Raw genomic sequence first — 21,306 nt, forward strand, 5'->3', positions numbered from 1 at the left:
GTGCCCGCGGCCGCCCGCGCGCTCGCGCCGCACCTGCGCCCCGGCACCGTCGTCACCGACGTCGGCAGCACGAAGGCGGCGCTGGTCGCGGCGGTCGAGGCGGTCCTCCCCGCGGGCGTGCCCTTCGTCGGCGGCCACCCCATCGCGGGCACCGAGGAGTCGGGCTTCACGGCCTCGTTCGCCGGGCTGTACCGCGGCGCGCGCTGCCTGCTCACGCCGGGCGCGAGCTCGACACCGGCGGCGGTGGCGACGGTGCGCTCGCTCTGGGAGTCGGTCGGCATGCGCGTCGAGGAGATGGACGCGGGGACGCACGACCGCATCCTCGCGGTGATCAGCCACCTGCCGCACGTCGTCGCCTACGCGCTGGTCAACGCCGCGGCCGCGGCGGAGCGCGGGGCGCCCGGTCTGCTCTCCTACACGGGCGGCGGCTTCCGCGACTTCACGCGCATCGCCGCGTCGCACCCGGCGATGTGGCGCGACATCTGCCTCGACAATCGCAACGAGGTCCTCGCGGCGGTCGACCTGTTCCTCGCCGAGGCGCAGCGCCTGCGCGCGATGATCGCCGCCGGCGACGGCGCGGGGCTCGAGGCCGCGTTCGCGGCGGCGCGGGTCGTCCGCCGCTCGCTGGCGCCGCCGCCGGGGGGCGGGCCGGCCGCGCGGGGGGACGGGCGGTGAGACGCGCCCGCGTCCGCGCCGTCGCGGCCCTCCGCGGCGAGGTGCGCGTCCCCGGCGACAAGTCCATCTCGCACCGCGCGCTCATCCTCGCCTCCCAGGCCGAGGGCGCGTGCGTGATCCGCGGGCTCTCGCCAGGCGGCGACGTGCGCAACACCGCGCGGGCGCTGCGGGCCCTCGGCGTGGCGCTGGGGCGCTGGGGCGAGGAGCCGCTCGCCGTCTCCGGCGCCGGGCTCGGCGGCTGGCGCGAGCCGGGGGGCGTCCTCGACTTCGGCAACTCCGGCACGGGCATCAGGCTCATGGCGGGGATGCTCGCGGCGCACCCGTTCTTCTCCGTCCTCACGGGCGATCGCTACCTGCGCCGGCGGCCGATGCGGCGCGTCGCCGAGCCCCTGCGGCTGATGGGCGCGCGCATCGCCGGGCGCGCCGGCGGCACGCTGGCGCCGCTCGCGATCGAGGGTGCGCGCCTGCGCGGCGCCGGCTACGCCTCCCCCGTCGCCTCGGCGCAGGTCAAGTCCGCGCTGCTGCTCGCCGGCCTGCTGGCCGACGGGGAGACGTCGGTGACGGAACCGGAGCGCTCGCGCGACCACACCGAACGGATGCTGCGGTTCCTCGGCGTCGACGTGCGGGTGGCCGGGACGGCGGTCTCCCTCGCCGGCGGGACGCCCTGGCGCGCCCGCGACCTGACCGTGCCTGGCGACCCCTCGTCGGCCGCCTTCCTGCTCGCCGCGGCGGCGATCTCCCCGGACGCGCAGATCACGGTGCGCGACGTCTGCGTCAACCCGACGCGCACGGGCTTCTTCGAGGTCCTGCGCGCAATGGGCGCCCGCCTCCGGCTCACCCGCCGGCGTGAGGTCTGCGGCGAGCCGGTCGCCGACGTCACCGCGGCGTCAAGCGAGCTGCGCGGGATCGACGTCCCGCCCGAGCTGGTGCCGCAGACGATCGACGAGTTCCCCATCCTCGCCGCGACGGCGCTGTTCGCGCGCGGCACGACGCGCGTCACCGGCGCCGCGGAGCTGCGCGTCAAGGAGTCGGATCGCATCCGCACGATGTGCCTCGAGCTCGCGCGTCTCGGGGCGCGGGTGCGCGAGCTGCCCGACGGGCTCGAGATCGAGGGCGGGCACCCGCTGCGCGGCGCCGCCTGCGCCAGCCACGGAGACCACCGCGTGGCGATGTCGCTCGCGGTCGCCGGCGGGGCCATCCGCGGCGAGACGCGGATCGCCGACACCGCCTGCGTGGCGACGAGCTTCCCCGGCTTCTGGGACCTCATGCGCGGCCTCGGCGCGCGGGTCACCGAGGGCTAGGTGACGGGAGCGGGCGGCGCGCGGCGGCTCATCGTCGCGATCGACGGGCCGGCGGCGGCCGGCAAGTCCACCGCCGGCAAGGCGCTGGCCGCCCGCCTCGGCTATCTCTACATCGACACCGGCGCCCTCTACCGCGCGGTGGCCTGGCTGGCCGAGCGCGACGGGCTCGCCGACGCCCCCGGCGAGGCCATCGCCCGCGGGGCGCTTGCCGCCGACATCCGCCTCGAGGGCGATCCGGCGCGGCTGCGCGTGCTCGTCGACGGCCGCGACGTCTCGGCCGAGATCCGCACCGAGCGCATGAGCCAGCTGTCCTCGCGGCTCTCCGCGCTGCCCGAGGTGCGCGCGGCGCTGCTCGGGCTGCAGCGGCGCCTCGGGGCGGCGGGCGGCGTCGTCATGGACGGGCGCGACATCGGCACGGTGATCTTCCCGGGGGCGGACGCGAAGTTCTTCGTCTCCGCCTCGGCGGGCGCCCGCGCCCGCCGGCGCCACGAGGAGCTGCTCGCCCGCGGGCTGCCCTCGGACGAGGCGCGCGTGCGCGCCGAGCTGGAAGAGCGCGACGCCCGCGACGCCGGGCGGGACCACGCGCCGCTGCGCGCGGCCGAAGACGCCGTCGCGATCGACACCACCTCCCTGACGCCGGAACAGGTGCTGGAACGGATGCTCGAGGTGGTAGAATCCCGGCGCACTGAGAGATAACGGTCCGGCAACGGCACGTGCACGAGGTGGGCACGCGCTGGCGGAGGGGTGGCGCGGAGCGGAGGCCTTGCCCGCGCGGACCGGAGGGAGCACGGGCGAGGTGCGCAGCGACAGGACCCCGCAGCCCACCCTGGGCACGACAAGGAGTTGACTTCGTGAGAATCGCAGTGCTGTACCGGGCGCTCGACCCGCGCTTCTCCAAGAACTTCCCGGCCGACACCAGCGGCCGCGAGGACGAGAGCTACCAGGAGTCCATCGTCGCGGCGCTGCGCGAGAAGGGGCACGACGCCTTCGCCTTCCGCGTGCGCGAGGACCACCTCCAGGACCTCGCGAACCTCGACTGCGACCTGGCCTTCAACCTCGTCGAGGAGGGCCTCAACAACGACTCCTCGCTGGAGCCGCACCTGCCGGCGATCCTCGACGTCTACGGCCTGCCCTACACCGGCGGCGACTTCCTCTCGATCGCCACGACGCTCGACAAGGCGCGCACGAAGGAGATCCTCGGCTATCACGGCGTCGCGACGCCGGCCTTCCAGATCTTCTCCGGCGCCGATGACCCGCTGCGCGAGGGCCTCCCCTTCCCCCTCATCGTCAAGCCGCTGCACGAGGACGCCAGCATCGGCGTCTTCCGCGACTCGGTCGTGGCCGACGAGGCGGCGCTGCGGCGCAAGGTCCGCCAGATCCTGCGCAAGTACCGCCAGCCGGCGATCGTCGAGGAGTACGTCGACGGCCGCGAGCTCTCGGTCGGGGTCATCGAGCAGGGCTCGCGCCGGCTCGTGACGCCGGTCAACGAGGTGATCTTCAACTTCCCCCCGGGCGTGCCGCGGATCTTCACCTACGTCGGCAAGTGGGACTCGGACTCCGAGGAGTACGCGGGGATCGTCCCCGACCAGTGCCCGGCGCTCGATCTGCCGGCGGCCGCCGAGGAGGAGATCAGGCGCGTCGGGCTCCAGGTCTTCGAGCTGCTGCGGCTGCGCGGGTACGCCCGCGTCGACTACCGCCTGCGCGCCGATGGCCGCCTCTTCGTGCTCGAGGTCAACGCCAACCCGCTCATCGGCGAGTACTCGGTGATGGCGACCATGGCCGAGAAGATGGGCTGGCCGTTCCCGAAGTTCATCCACACGATCGCGGTCGAGGCCTACCGCCGCTTCCAGCGCGAGAACCGCGCCGTGACGCTGCGCAGGCTCCCGCCCGAGGAGAACGACGAGGGGCGCGGGGCGCCAGCGTCCGCCGGCCGCAGGCCCTGAGCGCCTCGCCGGCGGCGCGAAATTCGTTGATCTTTCGACGAATCCCCGTATAATTAGGTTCCTTATGGCACAGGTACAGGTCCGCGAGGGCCGCCAGGTCGAAGTCGCCCGCCACGCGGGATTCTGCTTCGGCGTCCGTCGCGCGATCCGCCTCGTCGAGGAGGCGCTCGCCGCGGACGGCGGCCCCGTGACCTCGCTCGGCCCCGTCATCCACAACCCCCAGGTGGTGCGCTCGCTCGAGGAGCGCGGACTGCGCCGCGCCGCGGACGTCGGGGAAGTGGACCACGGCGTCGTGGTCATCCGCTCGCACGGCGCCCCGCCCCGGGTCCACGCCGAGCTGGCGGCGCGCGGGCTCGCGGTCGTCGACGCCACCTGCCCCTTCGTCAAGAAGCTGCACCGGCAGGCCCGGCGGCTGCACCACGAGGGCTACCGCGTCGTCATCGTCGGGGACGCCGCGCACTCGGAGATCACGAGCCTCACCGAGGACCCCGCGTTCGCCGGCCTCGTGGTCGCGGGCCCGGCCGACCTCGAGGGCGTGAAGATCTCCGGGCGCGTCGGGCTCACCGCGCAGACGACGCAGACCCACGAGAACCTCCAGGCGGTGGCCGGCCGCATCCTGCCGCACGCCGTCGAGCTGCGCATCTTCAACACGATCTGCGACTCCACCGCGACGCGCCAGACCGAGGCGCGCGAACTGGCGGCGCGCGCGGATGTCATGGTCGTCATCGGCGGGCGCAACAGCGCGAACACCCGCCGGCTCGCCGAGATCTGCCGGGAGACGGGCACCCGGACGGTCTGGGTCGAGACCGCGGACGAACTCTCGCCGGAACTGATCGGGGACGCGATGCGCGTCGGCCTCACGGCCGGCGCCTCGACCCCCGAGTGGATCATCACGGATGTCCTCCGGCGCCTCGAGACCCTCCCCGCGGGGGTCCCGGGCACCGGGACGCACCTCCCCAGTGGGGGAGGCATTTCACCCAACAGGAGGTAGTACCGAGCATGTCCGACGCAACCAACAACGCCACGCAGGAGCCGCAGGAGGAGTCCCGGAGGGAGGTGAAGAAGCCGCGCCAGCAGCAGGGGCGCGCGTTCCAGATCCATCAGCACGACGAGGCGGACGCCGGCGAGCGCGCCGAGATGGGCCGCCTCTACGACGAGACCCTCGTCAACCTCGAGGAGGGCGAGATCGTCCGCGGCCGGGTCATCAAGATCACGGACCAGGAGGTCCTCGTCGACGTGGGCTTCAAGTCCGAGGGCTCGATCCCGATCAACGAGTTCCGGCGCGACAACGTCCCGGCGGTCGGTGACGAGGTCGAGGTCTTCCTCGAGGAGGCCGAGAACGCCGAGGGACACCTGATCCTCTCCAAGGAGAAGGCCGACAAGGCCAAGGTCTGGGAGGAGATCACCCGCTCCTTCGAGGAGGACCGCGAGATCGAGGGCGTCGTCACCGACAAGATCAAGGGCGGGCTCGCCGTCGACATCGGCGTGCGCGGCTTCCTCCCCGGCTCCCAGGTCGACCTGCGCCCCGTGCGCGACCTCGGCCAGTTCGTGGGCCAGAAGATCGTGATGAAGATCCTCAAGCTCAACCGCCAGCGCGGCAACGTGGTGCTCTCGCGCCGCGCCGTGCTGGAGAAGGGCCGCGAGGAGAAGCGCCGCGAGACGCTCAAGAACCTCGTCGTCGGCATGCGCATCAAGGGCGTCGTCAAGAACATCACGGAGTACGGCGCCTTCATCGACCTTGGCGGCGTCGACGGCCTGCTGCACATCACCGACATGTCCTGGGGCCGCATCAGCCACCCCTCCGAGGTGCTGATGGTCGGCGAGGAGGTCGAGGTCGTCGTCCTCAAGTTCGACCGCGAGACCGAGCGCGTGAGCCTCGGCCTCAAGCAGAAGACCCAGGACCCCTGGACCAACCTCGGCCAGAAGTACCCGGTCGGCTCGCGCGTCAAGGGCAAGGTCGTCAGCCTCACCGACTACGGCGCCTTCGTCGAGCTCGAGGAGGGCGTCGAGGGGCTCGTGCACGTCTCCGAGATGTCCTGGACCAAGAAGGTCAAGCACCCCTCGAAGATCCTCTCGGTGGGCGACCAGATCGAGTGCCAGGTGCTGAATGTCGACGAGAACGTCAAGCGCATCAGCCTCGGCATCAAGCAGATCGAGGCCAACCCCTGGGACGTCATCGAGCAGAAGTACCCGGTCGGCTCGGTGATCACCGGCAAGGTGCGCAACCTCACCGAGTTCGGCGCCTTCGTCGGCCTCGACGAGGGGATCGACGGCCTCGTGCACGTCTCCGACATCTCCTGGACCAAGAAGATCAAGCACCCCTCGGAGGTCCTCAAGAAGGGCGACACGGTCGAGGCGGTGGTCCTGAACATCGACAAGGCGCGCGAGCGCCTGAGCCTCGGCATCAAGCAGGTGCAGGGCGACCCCTGGCAGGAGTTCACGACCAAACACGGCATCGGCAAGACCGTCACCGGCACCGTGGTCAAGATCACGGACTTCGGCGTCTTCGTCTCGATCGCCGGCGGCATCGAGGGGCTGATCCACGCCTCGGAGCTGGGCTCGGACCGCAACGCGCGGCCGGAGAACTTCGCGATCGGCCAGGAGCTCAAGGCGAAGGTCATCCGCATCGACCAGGGCGAGCGCAAGGCCTCGCTGAGCCTCAAGGCGCTCGAGCACGACCAGGAGCGGGCCGACTACGACCAGTATGTCGGCCGCCAGGGCAGCGGCGCCGTGAGCATCGGCGACCTGATGGAAGAGAAGCGCCGCAGCCGCGAAGAGGAGTAGGCACGAGCAGAACGGACGTCGGCCGGGGGCACCCCGCGCGGGGCCCCCGGCCGCACTTTTTGAGACCATGGCCAGACTGAAGTACCCCTTCATCGCCCTCGCCGGCCTCTCGGCGGCCGCGGCGCTGCTGCTCCTGCTCGCCGGCGGGCGGGGCGAGCGGCGCGTGCTCCCGCAGGCACCGTTCGGCGCCGAGCGGGTGGCCGTCGTGGAGCTGACGGGCATCATGACCGGCTCCCAGGACGCGGGCAGTCGCGCCACGAGCGCCCGCCGCGTGGTCGAGCAACTGGAGAAGCACCGCGACGACGCGACCGTGAAGGCGGTCGTGCTGCGCATCGATTCGCCTGGCGGCACGGTCGTCGCGGCGCAGGAGATCACGGCGGCGCTCGGGCGGCTGCGGGGCGCCGGCAAGAAGCTGGTCACGTCCATGGGTGACATGGCGGCCTCCGGCGGCTTTTACGTCGCCTGCGGGACCGACCACATCGTCGCCAGCCCGGGGACGCTCACCGGCTCCATCGGCGTCATCATGCAGTTCCCGAACTACCAGGGCCTCTTCGGCAAGCTCGGCCTCTCGACGAACACCATCAAGAGCGGCGAGTTCAAGGACGTCGGCAACGGCGCGCGCGAGATGACCGAGCGCGACCGGCGGCTGCTGCAGGCGCTCGTCGACGACGTGCAGGGCCAGTTCGTCGCGGCGGTCGCCGCCGGGCGCAGGATGCGGCCGGACCGCGTCGGCGAGCTGGCCGACGGCCGCGTCTACTCCGGCCGCCAGGCCAAGGAGCTGGGCCTCGTCGACGAGCTCGGAGACCTCGACACGGCCATTGCCGCCGCCTCGCGGCTGGCCGGCATCGCGGGCAAGCCCGAAGTGCTCCGCGAGAAGCCGCGCCGGCGTCTCTGGGAGATGCTCGACGCAAGGTTCGCGGCGCTCTTCCCCGCGCCGCTGCAGTCAGAGTCCTACCTCGAGGGCCGTCCGCTGTACCTCTGGCAGTAGACCGGCCTCTCTCTGGCCCGCGGCGCCCGCCGGCGCACGCCACCTGTGCTATCGTCCTCTCACGGATGACCGCGTCGCGCTAGGAGGGCAGCATGGGTGACTACTATGACAAGAAGGACCTCGCCGACTTCGCGAACATCGGCGAATTCGCGCCCGAGCAGGGCAGCGCGTTCTTCGACTACTACGCGAAGGCCACGGGCGAGGGTCGGCTCACGGCGCGCGAGAAGGGCCTGATCGCCCTGGCGGTGGCCACCACGCAGAACTGCCCCTATTGCATCGACGCCTGGACCAACGCCTGCCTCTCGCTCGGGGTGCCGCGGGAGGAGATGATGGAGGCCGTCCACGTCGGCGCGGCGATGATGGCGGGGATCACGCTGGCCCACGCGACCCAGATGCGCAAGATCGTGAAGAAGAAGGAGATGTAGGTGCCCGCAGGCGCCTTCGAGCAGAGGATCGGCGGCCCGCTCACGGCCGCCGGGATCGAAGTCCTCCAGGTCAACGTCGGGGACCGCTGCAACCTCTCCTGCCGGCACTGCCACGTCGGCGCCGGCCCCGCAGGGACGCGGGTGATGCCGCGGGCGATCCTCGAGCGCTGCCTCGCGGTTCTGCGGGCTTCCGCCATACCGGCCGTCGACGTCACCGGCGGCGCGCCGGAGCTGCACCCGGACATCCGCTGGTTCCTGCGCGAGTGCGCGGCGCCCGGACGGCGGGTGACGGTCCGCTCCAACTTCGCGGTCCTCCTCGAGGAAGGCTGCCGCGACCTGCCCGACCTGTACGCGGACCTGCGTGTCGAGCTGGTCACGTCGCTGCCGTCGTGGGACGAGGAGCACACTGACCGCCAGCGGGGGGCGGGCGTGTTCCGCAAGGTCGTCACTGTCATGCGTCAGCTCAACGAGCGCGGCTACGGGGCGCCCGGGTCCGGCCTCGTCCTCGACGTGGTCCACAACCCGATCGGCGCCTACCTTCCCGGGTGCCAGGCCGCGCTGGAGCGCCAGTACCGCGAGTCGCTCGGTGCGCGGCAGGGGGTGCTCTTCAACCGCCTGCGGTGCATCACCAACATGCCCATCGGGCGCTTCCTCGATTTCCTCCGCCGCACGGAGAACCGCGACGAGTACCTGGGGACCCTCGAGGCGTCGTTCAACCCCGCGACGCTGCAGAGCGTGATGTGCCGCTCGATGGTCTCGGTGGGGTGGGACGGTACGCTCTACGACTGCGACTTCAACCAGGTGCTGCGGCTGCCGATCGACCACGGCGCGCCGGCCTCGATCCTCGCCTTCGACCACGAGCGGCTGCGGCGGCGGCGGATCACCGTCGGGGACCACTGCTTTGGCTGCACCGCCGGCCCCGGCAGCTCCTGCCAGGGGCAGGCCGCTGCAGGCCGCTGATAACGGCCCATCTGCGGCGTTGCCGTCCTCCCGCCTCCCTGCGACGGCCACCAGGCCGTCTCAGTCGCCGGATCGTCCGGCGCCTTGCATCCGGACCGTTCTGAGCGGCCTGCGGCCAGGCGTGTGCGACGAGCGCGGAGCCAGGCGGCGCGGCTAGCCGTCCTGGAGCACCAGGTGCCCGCGCCCCTCGAAGCGGTAGCGCAGCGCCTCGTCCTTGCCGGTGAGGCGCTTGAGCTCCGGCACGACCTCCGTGTCGTACGCGAGCTGCTCGGTCCAGGCGACGACCGCGTCCGGGCGCACCAGCGTCGGCTGGTCGGGCAGCATCGGCAGCACGACGGGCGTGCCCCGAACCGCGAGGACCACCGACCCGGCGCCGGAGAGCTCCACCGCAAGGAACCTCCCCTTGAGGAAGCCGGCGAACTCGAAGGAGACCGTGATCTCCGTGCCGCAGGCGACGAGCGCCGCGTGGTTCACGAAGAGCCGGCCGCCGGCCAGGTGCAGCGCGTGCAGGCCGCGTCCCCCGCCGGCGAGGACCAGCTCGCCGTTGCCCTCGGCCCGCGCGAGCACCCCGTGGCGCTCGCCGAACTTCGAGGCGGCCTTCCCGGCCTCGCGGAACGCCGGGGCAAAGACCACCACGCCCCGGTGGCCCGCACAGAAGAACGTGTTCACGAAGACCTTCTCGCGCACCTGGGCGAGCAGGGCCCCGGCGCCCGCCCGCACCAGCTCCGGCCCCTCCCCCGGCTGCGGCAGGCTCAGGCCCGAGAGCCAATCGCCGACCTCCGGCTCGAGGGCGGCCTCCGGGGCCCCCGACCCGTCAGCCCGCGGGCGGCGCGCACCGCCGGCGCGCCCGGTCGCGACCGTCCCCGCGTCCTCGCCCCGCGCCACGGCTTCGCCCCGGGGCACCAGCCGGCAACGCACCTTCTCGGCGTTCTCCTCGTCGCCGGCGCGCGTGAAGCAATCGAGCGCCTTCTCCAGCGACTGCTGTCGCTCGAGGCAGAAGCCCAGGTTGCGCAGCGCCTTGACGTCGTCCGGATCGAGCTCGAGCTGGCGCTCGAAGGCCGCCTGCGCCTCCAGGTAGCGCTGCCCCTTGAAGCAGATGAGGCCGAGGTTCGCGAGGTGGCCGGCGACGCGCGGCTCCAGCTCGGTCAGCCGGCGATACGCGGCGAGGGCCCCGTCCATGTCGCCGCGGCGGTAGATGAGGTAGGCGCGGAAGTTCAGGGCGGTCGTCGAGCGCGGGTTCTCGGCAACCAGGCGGTCGACGATCTCCTCCGCCTGGCGGGCGTCCCCCTGCTGGAAGAGCTCGCGCGCCCGCTGCAGCGCCGCCGCGGCGTCGGTCATGGCAATCCCGGGATCCCTTCGATGCCGAATGGCACGTCCCCGCGGAAATCCAGCAGCCGCAGGCTCGTGTCGCTCCGGAGGAACAGGAACACCGTCTCGCCGGCGCGCGCCCGCGAGACGCCGTCGCGGCCCACCTCGACGCGCTCCCACTGCGCCCGGACGCTGATCCGGTCGTCCTCGGTCTCGACGCCACGCACGGCGACGACGACCCGGCGGCTGGTGGTCTCGGCGACGAGCTGGCGCAGGGCGCCTTCGAGAGCCGGATAGCCCCGGTAGAACCCGCGCGAGACCCGGCTGAGGAAGCCGTCGACGTCGCCGGACTCGTAGGCCTCGCCAAGCTGCACGACCGACATCCACGCGTAGCGCTCGACCGCGCCGATGTCCGCGGGAGGCTCCGTCGGCTGCAGCTGGATCTCGATGGACGGCGCGGCACCGCCGGATGCGGCAGGTGCCGGCGTCCCGGCGCCGGGTCTCCCCGGCGCGGCGCAGCCGGCCAGGAGGACGGCGGCGGCGAGCGCCAGGATGCGTTCACGACCGTGCAGACCGCAGGATGCCCACATGCTGGACCCCCTCTCGAGACGTAGGTGGGTGGCCAAAGCTCCGCCGGAAATGCTATGTCGCCGCCCCGGCCGCGTCAAGCGGGCGAAGGGCCCGCTAGCGCCCCGGCACGCTGCCGGCCCGGGGCGAGGTCCCGGGGGCCGGGGCCTCGAAGACGACCCCGGCGCGCGCCTCTCCCTTGTCGCCGATGAAGCCCAGTTCCCGTCCGTTCACCGTGATGCGCACGGCCCCGGCGTCGCCGAGCGAGAGCCCCAGGCGCCGCCGCGCCCGCAGGGTGAGTTCCTGTCCCGGGCCGAGGTCCTGGCGCCGCACCTCCTCGGCGTCAGCGGCAACATCGACCCGGCTCGAGCCCTCCGAGTGCAGGACCACCGTCAGGCCGGCGGCGTCCGGCGCCGTCGCGTCCGGCGCCGGCGCTGCCTCCTCCTGCTCCGGCTGCGGCAGCGGACGCTCGGCCGCGGGGGGCGCCGCCGGCCGGTCGGGGACCTCCACCGGCGCCGGGCGCTGCACCACGCCGAGAACCAGGTAGGCAGCCGCGGCGCAGGCGCAGGCGATCGGCACCGTCCAGTCGCGCCAGCTCGACACGGCGCGCAGGGGCACCCGGAAGATGCTGCCCTCGGGGCCGCCATCCCCGGACAGACCCCACTCCCGCACGATCTCCCCCGCGTCCAGCCCGACCAGCGCGGCGTAGGCCGCCAGCAGGCCTCGCGCGTAGGGCTGCGGCGGCAGTTCGTCGGCGGACCCCTCTTCGACGGCGCGCACCTGTCGCGGGGGGAACCGCGTGGCGCTCGCCGCCTCCTCGAGCGAGAGGCCACGGCGCTCGCGCGCCTCGCGCAGGAGCGCCCCGACCCGGCGCGGCCCCGCCCCCGCGTCGGGGACCTCCGCCCGATCGCGCCCGCCTGCAGCCCGTCCGCTCATCGCGTGTCCGCCCTTCGTCCGGCCAGACTCGTCATCAGGCACGCGGGTGGTGCCGCGCGTGCACCGCGCGCAGCCGCTCCTGGGAGAGGTGCGTGTAGATCTGCGTCGTGGAGATATCGGCGTGCCCGAGCAGCAGCTGCACGGCGCGCAGGTCGGCGCCGTTGTCCAGCAGGTGGGTGGCGAACGAGTGCCGCAGCGTGTGCGGGGACACGGCCCGCGTGACGCCGGCCGCCCGCAGGTGCCGCTTCACGATCTGCCAGGCGCGCTGGCGCGTGAGGTGCCCGCCGCGCGCCCCCGGGAACAGGTGCGGGCCGGATCGGGGCCGCCGGCCGGGGGGCCGCCCGGCCGCCAGATGGCGCAGGATCAGCTCGCGCGCCTCCTCGCCGAACGGCACGAGCCGCTCCCTGCCGCCCTTGCCGCGCACGCGGATGAGCCACGCCTCGACGTCCACCTGGTCCACCCGCAAGCCGACGAGCTCGGAGACGCGCAGGCCGCAGTCGTACAGCAGCGCGAGCAGCAGCGCGTCCCGCACCCCCGCCGGCGTCCCCTGGTCCGGCGCCGCCAGCAGCCGCTCCACCTCGTCGCCGCTGAGCTTGCGCGGCAGCCGCTTCCACCCGCGCGGCGACTCGACGAGCTCCGTCGGGTCGTGCGCGATGCGCCCCTCGAGGCGCAGGAAGCGGTAGAACGCGCGCAGCGCCGCGAGGTGGCGGGCGCGGGAAGACGCCGCGAGTCCGTCGGCTGCGAGCGATGCGAGATGGCCGCGCACCGCCGCGACGTCGACCGTGGCCGGCGCCCCGCCCCCCCGGTTCGCGAGGTGGGCGGCGAACCGCGTGAGGTCGCGCCGGTACGCCTCGACGGTGTTCGCGGCCAGCCGCCGCTCCGCCGCCAGCGCCTCGAGGAACTCCGCGACGTCAGGGTCGTTCACGGCCGGCAGTATAACGCCGACGCCGACGGCCCGTCTTCAACGGTCCGCTAATGAATCAGATCGCCGATGCGGTCCCAGCGGATCTGCCAGATGCGGTTCCCGAAGGACCAGTAGATGACCATCGCCTTGCCGACGATGTCCTCGCGGCGCACCGGCCCCCAGAAGCGGGAGTCGAAGCTGTTGTCGCGATTGTCCCCCATCATGAAGAGGTAGTCGTCGTCCACGCGCCAGGTGTCGACGACCTGCCCGTCGACCCGGATCCTGCCGTCGACGACGACCACGGTCCCCGGCCGGTCCCGCTCCTTCAGCTCGTTGGCGATCAGCAGCCGGTAGAGCTCCACGTTGGGCCCGTCGAGCCGCACCGTCTCGCCCTTCTTCGGCACGTGGAAGGGCGGCAGGAAGCGCTCGCGCCCGTTCGGGTGGCCGGGGCCGTAGCTGGCATGCGGGTCGGCGACGGCGACGCGGTTGACCTCCAGCTTCCCGTCGTCGAGCTCCACGTCGTCCCCGGGCAGGGCCACGACACGCTTGATGAAGTCGGTCTTGCGGTCCTGCGGGAACTTGAAGACCACGACCTCGCCGCGCTCGGGCAGCCGGAAGCGGTAGACGAGCTTGTTGACGAGCAGGTGGTCGCCGATGAGCAGCGTCGGGATCATCGACCCCGAGGGGATCTTGAACGCCTGCACGACGAACGTGCGGATGACGAGCGCCAGCGCGACCGCGATGACGATCGCTTCGACGTACTCGCGGACGAGCGACTTGGTGCGTGCCGACATGGCGTGGACGCCGGTGCGGCGGTCCGGGCCGCGGGGCCCGGGCGCCTAGACCGCCCGGAGCTTGCGGATCTCCTCGTCGTAGGCCTTGCTCCACATGACGTCCCACTCGCGGCTGCCTTCGACGATCTTGCGCGAGTAGGAGCCGAGCGTGGCCTGGATCTTCTCGTCGATACCGTCGAACTGGCGCAGGCACTCGACGAGGACCTTCTTGATGCGCAGGCGGACCTCGTTCTCCTCCTCCATGAAGTCGACCTCGTCCATCGCGTTCACGGCGCGGAAGAGCACGTGGGAGAGGTGGTTGATGCGGTCGTCCGAGAGCTTCATCGCCCCTCCCCTTCAGATCACGACGTTGCGCTCGCGCGCGAGCTTGGTCTTCACCATCTGGAACATGCGGCGGTAGTCCACGGAGTCCCGCTGGATCTCCTTGAGGTGGCCGCGGAGGATGTCGTCGACCTCGCGGTTGAGCTGGTCCTCGGCCGCGAGGTTCTCGGCGAGCGCGTGCCGCAGGCGCTCCACGACGGGCTCGTCCTCGCCCATGATGTCGATGATCCCTTCCTCCTTGAGCCCCCGGAGGATCTTCCACGCGATGTAGTCGATCTCTTCCTGCCTCAGCCGCACGCCACGCTCCTCGCCTTGATTCCGTAACGGCGCATCATACCCGATCGACCGCCGTTCTTCAAGAACCGCAGTGCCGTGCTATACTCCGGCCGTGTTCAAGCACATCGCGGTCTCGGGTTCCCTGGCCTTCGACCGCATCATGGACTTCCCGGGGAAGTTCTCCGACCACATCCTGCCCGACAAGATCCACGTCCTCAATGTCTGCTTCGCGATCAACGGCCTGCGCGAGAACTTCGGCGGCACGGCCGGCAACATCGCCTACGCGCTGGCGCTGCTCGGGGAGCGCCCCCGGGTCATCGCCGCGGTCGGCCGCGACTTCGATCCCTACCGAACCTGGATGGCCCGGCATCACCTCTCGCTCGACCACGTCGCGGAGGTCGCGGACGAGCTGACCGCCGGCGCCTACATCACCACCGACCAGTCCGACAACCAGATCACCGCGTTCAACCCCGGCGCGATGCGCCACCGCGTGAGCCTCGACCCGGAGGCCTTCCCCGCGCGCGAGACCATCGCGGTGGTCGCCCCCGGCAACCTCGAGGACATGGAGCACCTGGCACGGCTCTGGCGCGAGCGGGGCGTCCCGTACATCTTCGACCCCGGGCAGTCGCTGCCGGCCTGGGGCGGGGAGCAGCTGCTGGAGCTCATCCGCGGCTCGCTGATCTTCATCAGCAACGACTACGAGCTGGAGCTGACGTGCCGCAAGACGGGCCGCGGCGCCGAGGACCTGCTGCACCTGACGTCGGCCGTGATCACGACGCGCGGCGAGGCCGGCGCGGTGCTCCTCCAGCGCGAGGCGGACGTGCAGCGCCACCTGATCCCGGCGGTCCGCCCCGAGAAGGTCGCCGACCCCACCGGCGCGGGCGACGCCTTCCGCGGCGGCCTGGTCAAGGGCCTCGCGCTCTCGCGCGGCGCGCTGCTGCACGCCTGCCGGATGGGCGCGACCGCGGCGGCCTACGCCGTCGAGGTCTACGGGACGCAGACCTACCGCTTCACCCAGGACAGCTTCAACGAGCGCTTCACAGATTCGTTCGGCTACCCGGCGTTCTGAGGTCGGGCCCCGGCCCGGGGGCGCCTGTTCCCTTCCGTCTCGCCCTGCGCCCCTCAGTCCGCGAGGGCACTCATCAGCCGCTCGACTGTCAATGCGCCGGCCACACTCAGCCGCCACAGCAAGCGGCCGGCGCATTATGACCGGTCACAGGCGCCCCCGGGCCGTGACCCTGTTCACCGGGTTGGCCTGAGACAGAGCGGGGGCGGGGCGGCGCCGGGCGCGCGCATTGTGGAGCGCGAGGGAACCGCAGCGGCTGGACCGGAGCGGCCCCGCAGGGGCGAAACGCATTGTTTGAGCCCGAAGGGCGAGTTATGCGTTTCGAGCGCAGGGCCGGACGAGCTGCGGTCGAGCGCGCAACTCAGCGCACGCACGGCGCCGCCCCGTCTCCGCGACACGTGCACGAGGGCGAGACGGAAGGGAACAGGCGCCGCCGGGTCGGGGCCCGGCACGGGCAACGGAGCCGGGCAAGGCACGGACAGAAGGCGACCGCCGGCGGCGACGATCGCTTACAATAGCCCGCCATGGACGCCGACGCGAAGCCCGGGGTGCTGCACATCGACTCCGAGCGCACGTGGCGCGGCGGCCAGCAGCAGGCGGCCTGGCTCATCGAGGGCCTGCTCTCGCGCGGCTGGCCGACGGCCCTGGTCTGCCCGCGCGGTTCCGTGCTCGCCGAGCGCGGCCGCGCGCGGGGCTGGCCGGTGCACGAGCTGGCGATGCGCGGCGAACTGGACATCGGGGCCGGCCGGCGGATCGCCGCCCTCGCCCGCGGCGCGGGCCTGCCGATCCTCCACGCCCACGCGAGCCACGCGCTCGCCCTCGGCCTCTGGGCGCGCCTGTTCGACCGCCGGCTGCGCCTCGTCGCCTCGCGGCGGGTGGACTTCCCCGTCGGCGGCCATTTCCTCAGCCGGCTCAAGTACTCCAGCGGCGTCCTGGATCGCATCGTCTGCATCTCGGACGCGATCCGCGACCAGCTCGTCGCCGACGGCGTGCCTCCGGCGAAGCTGGCCGTCATCCCGAGCGGTGTCGACACCCGCCGCTTCGCCGGCGTGCGCCCGCCGCCGGGCTTCCGCCGCTCCCTCGGCATCCCGAACGGCCACCTTGTCGTCGGCACGGTCGCCGCGCTGGCCGATCACAAGGACTACCCCACGCTGCTGCGCGCCGCGAGGCTGTTCCTCGAGCGCTCGCCAGACGCGACGTTCGTCGCCGTCGGCGACGGGCCGCTGGGCGACCGGCTTGCCGCCCTCGCGCGGGAGCTGGGCCTCGGGCGGCGGTTCCTGTTCATGGGCTTCCGCGAGGACGTCGGCAGCTTCCTGAAGACCTTCGACATCTTCGTGCTGGCCTCGAAGCAGGAGGGCATGGGGACCTCGGTGCTCGACGCGCAGGCGCTCGGGCTCCCCGTCGTGGCCTGCCGCGCGGGCGGGATCCCCGAGATCGTCGCCGACCGCGAGACCGGGCTGCTCGTGCCCCCGGGCGACCCGGAGGCGCTGGCCGCTTCCCTCCTCGAACTCGCCGGCGACCCTGCGCTGCGCGCGGCGCTCGGGGAGCACGCGAGAAGAGCCGCCGCAACGCACGACGTCGGCAGGACAGTGGAGGCACACCTCGCGCTGTACCGCGAGGTCGCGGGCGGGGCGATCAGCGGCGACCGAAGGTAGCCCCCCCCGCGGGGAGCGGCCTAGACCCGGTAGTACTCCCGGTACCACGCGACGAACTTCGCGATCCCCGCCTCGACGGTCGTCGCCGGCTTGAAGCCGACATCGCGCACCAGGTCGTCCACGTCGGCGTAGGTTTCCGGCACGTCCCCGGCCTGCAGCGGCAACAGCAGCTTCTCCGCCTTCCTGCCGAGGCAGCCCTCGAGCACTTCGATGTAGCGCATCAGTTCCACGGGCTCGTTGTTGCCGATGTTGTACACGCGCCAGGGGGCGTAGCTCGTGGCGCCGTCCGGGCGCATCCCGCTCCAGGCGGGGTCGGGGGCGGCCGTCCGGTCGACCACCCGCACCACCCCCTCGACGATGTCGTCGATGTAGGTGAAGTCGCGGCGCATCCTCCCGCGGTTGAAGACCTCGATCGGCCGCCCCTCGAGGATCGCCTTCGTGAAGAGGAACAGCGCCATGTCCGGGCGGCCCCAGGGACCGTAGACGGTGAAGAAGCGCAGTCCGGTGCAGGGGATGCCGTAGAGGCTCGCGTAGGCGTGCGCCATCAGCTCGTTGGCCTTCTTCGTGGCCGCGTAGAGCGATACGGGGTGGTCGACGTTCTGGTGCACCGAGAACGGCATGGCGCGGTTCGCGCCGTACACCGAGCTCGACGAGGCGAACACGAGGTGGCCGACCCGGTGGTGACGGCAGCCCTCGAGCACATTGAGGAAGCCCATGAGATTCGCGTCCGCGTAGGCGTGAGGGTTCACGAGCGAGTAGCGCACCCCCGCCTGCGCCGCGAGGTTCACGACGGCGTCGAAGGCGCCGGCGGCGAACACCCCCGCCACCGCGTCGCGGTCCTCGAGCGAGACCCGGGCGTGCTCGAAGGCGGGATGCGCACGCAGCCGGGCGAGTCGCGCCTGCTTGAGGCCGACGTCGTAATAGTCGTTGAGGTTGTCGAGGCCGACCACCGCGTCGCCCCGCGCGAGCAACCGCTCCGAGAGGTGGTAGCCGATGAACCCGGCAGCCCCCGTGACAAGGATCTTCTTCGCGCTCACAGTCCGAACTCCCCCGAGTCCACCCACTCGGCCTTGATGAGCGTCCACCAGTCCTCGGCCAGCCCGGCGCCGACGTACGCGTAGGGGAGCCAGCCGTAACCGGCGTCGCCCCAGCCGGTCCCCCAGCTGTTGCGGATCAGGAATGCGCCCACCGTCTCCGGCGCGCCCGGCTCGCGGTTCCTGATCCGCCTGGCATCATCATACCCGACCGCGACCACCGCGTGCCCTCCCTGCACCTTCTCCTTCCTTCCGGGCAGGGGGATCGCGCCGTCCGCGCCCGCCTGCTCGATCGAGGAGTAGACGGTGAAGCCGAACATCGCCGGCATGCCGGCGGCCAGGTGGGTCTTTGCGCGCTCGATCAACGCCGCCGGCGCTGTCCCCGGCGGATCGAGCGCGAAGTAGCTGATCGTGCGGTAGTTGGCCGCGTAGGCGTAGCAGAACGCCGGCGGTTCCTTGTCGAACGCGTCCTCGTCGTAGGGCCAGAACTCCTCGGGCGGCGCGCCGAAGAGCACGAGCGCGCCCATCGTCGAGCGCAGGTACGCGCCGCTGTCGCCCGTGAGCCGCGCCAGGTTGCGCGTCGCCTTGTAGAGGAAGAGACGGGAGGCGTCCACGTGCTTGCCGCTGGCGCGCCGCTCGAAGTACTCGAGCAGCGCCACGCCGGCGTTCGCGGTGCACGAGCCGAGCCGCCCCTGGTCCTCGACCGGCGGGCACCAGGCGCGCAGGTCGGCCGCCGCCGGCAGCTTCCTGCGCGGCGCCCGCAGCCTGACCTTCGCCAGCAGCGGCGCGATCAGCTCGTGCTCCGCGGTGTAGTCCCGCATGTCAGGCCACTCCGGCAGCCAGCCCATCCCGCGCGCCATCCTCCGCCCCTCCGCCATCGCGCCCCTCCCCCGTTCGTGCGGCCGCCCCTGCGCGGCCGAGCCGTACCGGCCCCCGCGGCCCGTCAACGCGCCGTCAGCCGCGGAAAGAGCATCCAGCCGGCGGAGACGCCGGCGGCGTTGCACGCCAGGTCCGCCCACTCGAACGTCCGCTGTCCCGCGGTGAGCGCCGGCTGCAGCGCCTCGATCGCCGTCGCGTACACCACCAGCGCCGCGGCCGCCGCCGGCCGCCTCCCGCCTTCCGCCGGCAAAGACCATCGCGCCAGCACCGCCAGCGCCAGGAACATGGCGAGGTGGACGACCTTGTCCTGGTGCGTGAAGAGCTGGCCCGCGTCCTCGAACGTGGAGGGCGGCGCGAGAAGCGCGGCGGTGAGCAGCGCGAGATAGACGCCGGCCGCGACGCGGCGCAGCCAGGCCGGCCACTCCAGCGCCCGCCAGCGCATCCGCGCGGCCGGCGCGCCGGCACGCGCGCTCGCCGCCACGATCCCCCCTGCCCCTTGTTCCTTCGTGCGCGCCCGCAGCGGTCAGAGCCGCCAGAGCCGGATGCCCGCGGCGGCGCACGCGGCGCGGTCGAAGACGCCCTTGACGTCCAGCACGAGCGGCGGCGGGGCGCAGAGCGCGGCAAGCCCCTCCGGGCCGAGGGCGCGGTACTCGCGGTGCGCGACCGCGGCGACGACGGCCGCCGCGGGCCGCAGCCGCTCCAGCGGCGTCAGCGCCACCCGATACTCGTGGCGCGCCTCCTCGGGGTCCGCGAGCGGGTCGGCGACCTGCACGACCGCCCCGTACGCCTCGAGCTCGCGGACGATGTCGATCACGCGCGAGTTGCGCAGGTCCGGGCAGTCCTCCTTGAACGTCAGGCCGAGGACGGTGACCGCCGCGCCCTTGACGTTGACGCCGAGGGCGATCATCTCCCGCACCGCCTGCTGCGCCACGAAGGCGCCCATGCCGTCGTTGATGCGCCGTCCCGCGAGGATGACCTGGGGGATGTAGCCGATGCGCTCGGCCTTGTGCGTGAGATAGTACGGGTCGACGCCGATGCAGTGCCCGCCGACGAGCCCCGGCCGGAAGGGCAGGAAGTTCCACTTCGTGCCGGCCGCCTCGAGCACGTCCAGGGTGTCGATCCCCATGCGGTGGAAGATGAGCGCCAGCTCGTTCATGAGGGCGATGTTCAGATCGCGCTGCGTGTTCTCGATGACCTTCGCGGCCTCCGCGGCCTTGATCGAGGCCGCGCGGTGGATCCCGGCGGTCACGACCGAGCCGTAGACCTGCGCCACGATCTCGGTGGTGGCGGCGTCCTGCCCCGAGACGACCTTCCTGATCCTGGTGAACGTGTGCTCCCGGTCCCCGGGGTTGATGCGCTCGGGGCTGTAGCCGAGGGTGAAGTCGGCGCCGCAGCGCAGCCCGGAGTGGCGCTCGAGCACCGGGGCGCAGACCTCCTCGGTGGCGCCGGGGTAGACGGTCGACTCGTAGACGACGATGTCGCCCTTCTTGAGGGCGCGCCCGACGCTCTCGGAGGCCTTGACCAGCGGCGTCAGGTCCGGCTGGTGCGCCTCGTCGACGGGCGTCGGCACGGCGACGACGTGGAAGTCCGCCGCGCGCAGGTCCTCGATGCGGTCCGTGTACCTGATGTCAGCCGCCGCCAGCTCAGCATCGGCGACCTCGCCGGTGCGGTCGTGACCGCCGCGCAGCTCGGCGATGCGCCGGGCGTTGACGTCGAAGCCGACCACGGTCGCGCTGCGCCCGAAGGCGACCGCGACGGGCAGACCGACGTAGCCGAGACCGACGACCGAGATGTGGCGGCTGTGCATGAGGGCCTCCTTCCCCTAGTCCCCGACGATGATCCGGTTCTTCTCCAGGTAGTCGACGACCTTCGCCACCGACTGCGCCACGGTGAGCTCGTCGGTCGCCAGCACCAGCTCCGCAGCGCGGGGCTCCTCGTAGGGCGCCGAGATCCCGGTGAACTCGGGGACCTCGCCGCGGCGGGCTTTCTTGTAGAGCCCCTTGGGGTCTCGCGTCTCGCAGACGTCGATCGAGCACTTGACGAAGGTCTCGATGAACTCCCCCTCGCCGAAGAGCTTGCGGATGCGCTCGCGCTCGGCGACGTAGGGGGAGATGAAGGCCGCGATCGTGAGGATGCCCGCGTCCACGAGCAGCCGCGCCACCTCGCCGACGCGGCGCAGGTTCTCGACGCGGTCCGCCGGCGAGAAGCCGAGGTCCTTGTTCAGGCCGTGGCGCACGTTGTCGCCGTCGAGCACGAAGGTGTTGATCTGCCGCACGAACAGCGCCTGCTCGAGCTCGTTGGCGATGGTCGACTTGCCGGACGCCGAGAGACCGGTCAGCCAGACCAGGGCCGACTTGTGCGAGTTGCGCAGCCAGCGGTCGTTCTTGGTCACCTTGTGCGGGTGCCACGTCAGGTTGCGGTCGTTCGCGTCCAGCATCGTTCCTCCCCGGGGACGATCCCTCGCGCCGTCCCGCGCGGGGGGCGGTCCCT

Annotated in this window: 23 protein-coding genes; 11 read left to right on the plus strand and 12 right to left on the minus strand. The window is 72.4% G+C overall.

Annotated elements, in window-relative coordinates; translation table 11 throughout:
• The 9 genes from VI078_05685 to arsS all read left to right on the plus strand — a co-directional run.
• On the plus strand, positions 1-675 hold a 675-nt coding region (locus VI078_05685; GenBank protein HEY5998779.1), incomplete at its 5' end, for a prephenate dehydrogenase/arogenate dehydrogenase family protein.
• On the plus strand, positions 672-1,976 hold the full coding sequence (gene aroA / locus VI078_05690) for a 3-phosphoshikimate 1-carboxyvinyltransferase (protein ID HEY5998780.1): 1,305 nt from the start codon (positions 672-674) through the stop codon (positions 1,974-1,976). The genes VI078_05685 and aroA, both read left to right, overlap by 4 nt.
• Positions 1,977-2,672 carry a (d)CMP kinase gene (gene cmk / locus VI078_05695; GenBank protein HEY5998781.1) on the plus strand — a complete coding sequence of 232 codons (696 nt, stop codon included), beginning with the start codon at positions 1,977-1,979 and terminating at the stop codon, positions 2,670-2,672.
• Positions 2,673-2,827: 155 nt separating this feature from the next.
• Positions 2,828-3,919: an ATP-grasp domain-containing protein gene (locus VI078_05700; protein ID HEY5998782.1), complete on the plus strand. Its 1,092-nt coding sequence runs from the start codon at positions 2,828-2,830 to the stop codon at positions 3,917-3,919.
• A gap of 64 nt (positions 3,920-3,983) precedes the next feature.
• Entirely contained in the window at positions 3,984-4,910 is a 927-nt protein-coding gene (gene ispH / locus VI078_05705) for a 4-hydroxy-3-methylbut-2-enyl diphosphate reductase (GenBank protein ID HEY5998783.1), read from the plus strand.
• Positions 4,911-4,918: 8 nt separating this feature from the next.
• Positions 4,919-6,703 carry a 30S ribosomal protein S1 gene (locus VI078_05710; GenBank protein HEY5998784.1) on the plus strand — a complete coding sequence of 595 codons (1,785 nt, stop codon included), beginning with the start codon at positions 4,919-4,921 and terminating at the stop codon, positions 6,701-6,703.
• Between the two features lie 67 nt (positions 6,704-6,770).
• Positions 6,771-7,691, plus strand: coding sequence for a signal peptide peptidase SppA (sppA, locus tag VI078_05715; GenBank protein HEY5998785.1), 921 nt, complete (start codon positions 6,771-6,773; stop codon positions 7,689-7,691).
• Between the two features lie 92 nt (positions 7,692-7,783).
• Positions 7,784-8,116, plus strand: coding sequence for an arsenosugar biosynthesis-associated peroxidase-like protein (locus VI078_05720; protein HEY5998786.1), 333 nt, complete (start codon positions 7,784-7,786; stop codon positions 8,114-8,116).
• Positions 8,117-9,076: an arsenosugar biosynthesis radical SAM (seleno)protein ArsS gene (arsS, locus tag VI078_05725; GenBank protein ID HEY5998787.1), complete on the plus strand. Its 960-nt coding sequence runs from the start codon at positions 8,117-8,119 to the stop codon at positions 9,074-9,076.
• Positions 9,077-9,229: 153 nt separating this feature from the next.
• Here the strand turns inward: arsS and VI078_05730 are convergent, their stop codons facing one another.
• The 7 genes from VI078_05730 to VI078_05760 all read right to left on the minus strand — a co-directional run bounded on the left by VI078_05730 (position 9,230) and on the right by VI078_05760 (position 14,203).
• Positions 9,230-10,414 (minus strand): AIM24 family protein, encoded by a 1,185-nt coding sequence (locus VI078_05730; GenBank protein ID HEY5998788.1) that lies wholly within the window; start codon positions 10,412-10,414, stop codon positions 9,230-9,232.
• On the minus strand, positions 10,411-10,974 hold the full coding sequence (locus VI078_05735; GenBank protein HEY5998789.1) for a hypothetical protein: 564 nt from the start codon (positions 10,972-10,974) through the stop codon (positions 10,411-10,413). The genes VI078_05730 and VI078_05735 overlap by 4 nt, the downstream gene beginning before the upstream one ends.
• 94 nt (positions 10,975-11,068) lie before the next feature.
• Positions 11,069-11,887 carry a helix-turn-helix domain-containing protein gene (locus VI078_05740; GenBank protein HEY5998790.1) on the minus strand — a complete coding sequence of 273 codons (819 nt, stop codon included), beginning with the start codon at positions 11,885-11,887 and terminating at the stop codon, positions 11,069-11,071.
• Positions 11,888-11,921: 34 nt separating this feature from the next.
• Positions 11,922-12,812 carry a site-specific tyrosine recombinase XerD gene (xerD, locus tag VI078_05745; protein ID HEY5998791.1) on the minus strand — a complete coding sequence of 297 codons (891 nt, stop codon included), beginning with the start codon at positions 12,810-12,812 and terminating at the stop codon, positions 11,922-11,924.
• Positions 12,813-12,859: 47 nt separating this feature from the next.
• A complete protein-coding gene (gene lepB, locus VI078_05750; GenBank protein ID HEY5998792.1) occupies positions 12,860-13,585 on the minus strand; it encodes a signal peptidase I in 726 nt (241 codons plus the stop codon).
• A gap of 45 nt (positions 13,586-13,630) precedes the next feature.
• Complete coding sequence (locus tag VI078_05755) at positions 13,631-13,909, minus strand: DUF507 family protein (GenBank protein ID HEY5998793.1); 279 nt, start codon at positions 13,907-13,909, stop codon at positions 13,631-13,633.
• A 12-nt stretch (positions 13,910-13,921) separates the two neighbouring features.
• A complete protein-coding gene (locus tag VI078_05760; protein HEY5998794.1) occupies positions 13,922-14,203 on the minus strand; it encodes a DUF507 family protein in 282 nt (93 codons plus the stop codon).
• 91 nt (positions 14,204-14,294) lie between these two features.
• On the opposite strand from VI078_05760, the gene VI078_05765 reads away from it, so the two are divergent.
• Positions 14,295-15,251, plus strand: a complete 957-nt coding sequence (locus VI078_05765) for a carbohydrate kinase family protein (GenBank protein ID HEY5998795.1) — start codon at positions 14,295-14,297, stop codon at positions 15,249-15,251.
• Between the two features lie 521 nt (positions 15,252-15,772).
• Positions 15,773-16,903: a glycosyltransferase gene (locus VI078_05770; protein HEY5998796.1), complete on the plus strand. Its 1,131-nt coding sequence runs from the start codon at positions 15,773-15,775 to the stop codon at positions 16,901-16,903.
• 20 nt (positions 16,904-16,923) lie between these two features.
• On the opposite strand, the gene VI078_05775 is transcribed toward VI078_05770, so the two are convergent.
• From VI078_05775 to cysC, 5 genes are all read right to left on the minus strand, one after another.
• The gene (locus tag VI078_05775) at positions 16,924-17,940 is read right to left on the minus strand and encodes an NAD-dependent epimerase (protein ID HEY5998797.1); all 1,017 of its coding nucleotides are present in this window, start codon (positions 17,938-17,940) and stop codon (positions 16,924-16,926) included.
• A complete protein-coding gene (locus tag VI078_05780; GenBank protein HEY5998798.1) occupies positions 17,937-18,815 on the minus strand; it encodes a C1 family peptidase in 879 nt (292 codons plus the stop codon). Before VI078_05780 ends, VI078_05775 begins: the two co-directional genes overlap by 4 nt.
• 65 nt (positions 18,816-18,880) lie before the next feature.
• Entirely contained in the window at positions 18,881-19,297 is a 417-nt protein-coding gene (locus tag VI078_05785; GenBank protein ID HEY5998799.1) for a VanZ family protein, read from the minus strand.
• A 42-nt stretch (positions 19,298-19,339) separates the two neighbouring features.
• Positions 19,340-20,623, minus strand: coding sequence for a nucleotide sugar dehydrogenase (locus VI078_05790; protein ID HEY5998800.1), 1,284 nt, complete (start codon positions 20,621-20,623; stop codon positions 19,340-19,342).
• Positions 20,624-20,638: 15 nt separating this feature from the next.
• Positions 20,639-21,253 carry an adenylyl-sulfate kinase gene (cysC, locus tag VI078_05795; protein HEY5998801.1) on the minus strand — a complete coding sequence of 205 codons (615 nt, stop codon included), beginning with the start codon at positions 21,251-21,253 and terminating at the stop codon, positions 20,639-20,641.
• Between the last annotated feature and the right edge of the window lie 53 nt (positions 21,254-21,306).

The sequence above is a fragment of the bacterium genome (genome assembly GCA_036524115.1).
In the GTDB taxonomy this organism is placed as follows: Bacteria; JAUVQV01; JAUVQV01; order JAUVQV01; family DATDCY01; genus DATDCY01.